Genomic DNA, 2445 nt, shown 5'->3' with positions numbered 1-2445 from the left:
ATAAAAAAGTAAAAAAGAAAAGATTCTCTTCAATTACATAATAATAAAACCAGCGAACCGTCATTTAAATCCTTTTCGCACCGCCCTCATAGTTGCGATACCAGAAAATCACGGTAAAGATTTCAGCGCCGACCGCAGGAAGTGACCCCTGGCTGGCGCGAGTGTCTCGCTCGTGAACAAAATCAAATCATTTAAGATCATTATTTCTAAAACAGTCTGATCATTATTCTTGATAAAATAGATTACAACAGATTTTCGATTCTTCCTACTTCTTCGAAGTCTCCCGACCTCGAACTATTACCATTTACGCCTCCAACTGAATGGGAAACGTACAGCTCCTGCAAATACAAAAGTATTCTTATATGAAATCCGATAACAACAGATTTTCAATTCATAGAATAAATATCTTTTATAACTTAAAATTAAGTATACAATTCGCGAATCACAAACTAGACTCTTTGTTACAAATCCCTGCAACTTATAAAAAGGCCATCTGATGATTTGTAAGAATAAAACAATATATTTGATTTTAAATACAGTCTGATTGCTGTCAAACCTATCTACCCCAAAATAGACTGATAGGTCTGATTTTGTCAGACTTATATACAAGTTGGTAGAAATAACACCTCAAACGATGAAAAAGAGACTTCAATTATTGATAATACTGCTTTTAATAATTGGTTGTAAAAAGAAGGAAAGTAATATTGTCATAATTGAAGTATTAAATTTTAAACCTACATATTTGACAAACACAACATCCACTTATACAGTTCTAGATTATACTATAATAGACGGAAATGGAATTGGAAAACGTATCAATAATATGTCTAAAGAAGACCAATTAAAATATGCTGAAATAGAAATTGACAAAGGTATTCTAGACACAATATCTAAAATTGATAAAACATTTGACGAAAAGTATTTTATACAAAAAAACGAGGATTTTAAGCAAAGAGATTACACTGAAGTTTACTCGGGGAAAATAATTAAGGTAACTTATAGAGATGGTGAAATTTTAAATTTAGCATATTCGAAATATAATGAAGGATCACGTTATTCCATCTTTAGAGAACTTCATCAAAATATTATTGAAAATAAGAATGTTAAACAAATAACTAAAAAAGAAAAAATTTCTGAATTAAAATTGAACTTGAAAAATTATTTAAAATATTTAGAAGATAATAAGAACAATAAAATGTACTTGTTTCCCCCTCCTCCACAACCAATTATTAACTAAATAAAAATTACTTCTGCCAATACACGTTTTGCCGTATTTGGGGCTTTAGTGGAATTACCGTTTTAATTCGTATTTTCGTTTAGCCACAAATACTCGTTTTCAAACTCCCAAACACGGCAAAGCGCGAGAACCTTCAAACTGTCTAATAACCTCGATTTTGAGTTTTTGTTCGCGGACTCCTATCTTTGAAAAATCTCAAATATGGAATTCTCAGAGATTTGTTTTAGGCTTTTAGACAAACTGACGTTAGCCGTCAGGTAATACGGACACCGAAACTGCAGACCGTTAAGACAAAAAACAATGAAAAAATAAAAAAAATAAAATGAAACCTTTAATAGTATTACTTTCAGTATTTGCAATTTCACTTTTGACCACAAAAATTTTTCGTAGAAACTTTGAATATGCATTATCAGGCAGAATAGCAATGTCGGCAATGCTTATGTTTACTGCTATTGGACATTTTGCATTTACCAAAGGTATGTCAATGATGTTACCTGAATTTATTTCATTTAAAACCGAAACTGTTTACTTAACAGGTCTTGTAGAAATTGCGGCAGCAATTGGACTTCTTATTCCAAATTTAAGAATTGTTACAGGGTGGTTATTAATCACATTTTTCATACTCATACTTCCTGCAAACATATACTCAGCAATTAAACACATTGATTATCAAAAAGGAACTTTTGAAGGAAAGGGTTTAACATATCTATGGTTCAGAATACCCTTACAATTTTTATTTATTGTTTGGACATATGTATCCACAATTAAGAACTGACAAGTAACGTTTATATTTCAATTACATAAAAATAAAACCAGCGAACCGTCATTTAAATCCTCTTCAGATCGCCCTTATAGTTGCGATACCAGAAAATCACGGTAAGAATTTAACCGCCGGCCGAATGAAGTTACCCGGAACCGACTGCGTACTGAAAACTGTTTTACAATGTAAAGCGAAGTAAAATCAAAGTAAGTTCCAACTTTAACCCGCCCTTATATTTTTATCCCAAAAATCACGGTAAGAATTTCAGCGCCGGCCCAATGAAATGATCCTAAGCTGATTGATAAAGCATCATCGAACTAACGTGTACTTTTAACTCGCCCTTAAATAAAAAGCATAGAAAACAACGAAGAAGTGAAGTGGCAGCACTCCGCGAGTTGAGTCCGCAGGACGAACGGCTCGGGGTGCGGAATGCAACTTCGAGGTAGTT

2 protein-coding genes are annotated in these 2445 nt (G+C 32.8%); both read left to right on the top strand.

Annotation, left to right across the window (positions count from 1 at the left end; genetic code table 11):
* Positions 1–634: 634 nt before the first annotated feature.
* Positions 635–1237, top strand: a complete 603-nt coding sequence (locus ACNQGJ_RS16780; RefSeq protein ID WP_417975087.1) for a hypothetical protein — start codon at positions 635–637, stop codon at positions 1235–1237.
* A gap of 322 nt (positions 1238–1559) precedes the next feature.
* On the top strand, positions 1560–2012 hold the full coding sequence (locus ACNQGJ_RS16775; RefSeq protein ID WP_417975089.1) for a DoxX family protein: 453 nt from the start codon (positions 1560–1562) through the stop codon (positions 2010–2012).
* Positions 2013–2445: the final 433 nt, after the last annotated feature.

This window comes from Flavobacterium cryophilum (assembly GCF_048286555.1).
In the GTDB taxonomy this organism is placed as follows: domain Bacteria; phylum Bacteroidota; class Bacteroidia; order Flavobacteriales; family Flavobacteriaceae; genus Flavobacterium.
The sequence above is the reverse complement of the archived record's forward strand: the minus strand, read 5'-3'. Positions and strand labels throughout refer to the sequence as shown.

Bases quoted from the DNA above. Each gene is read 5' to 3' on its own strand.
- ACNQGJ_RS16780 (WP_417975087.1), top strand. From the start codon at position 635: ATGAAAAAGAGACTTCAATTATTGATAATACTGCTTTTAATAATTGGT.
- ACNQGJ_RS16775 (WP_417975089.1), top strand. From the start codon at position 1,560: ATGAAACCTTTAATAGTATTACTTTCAGTATTTGCAATTTCACTTTTG.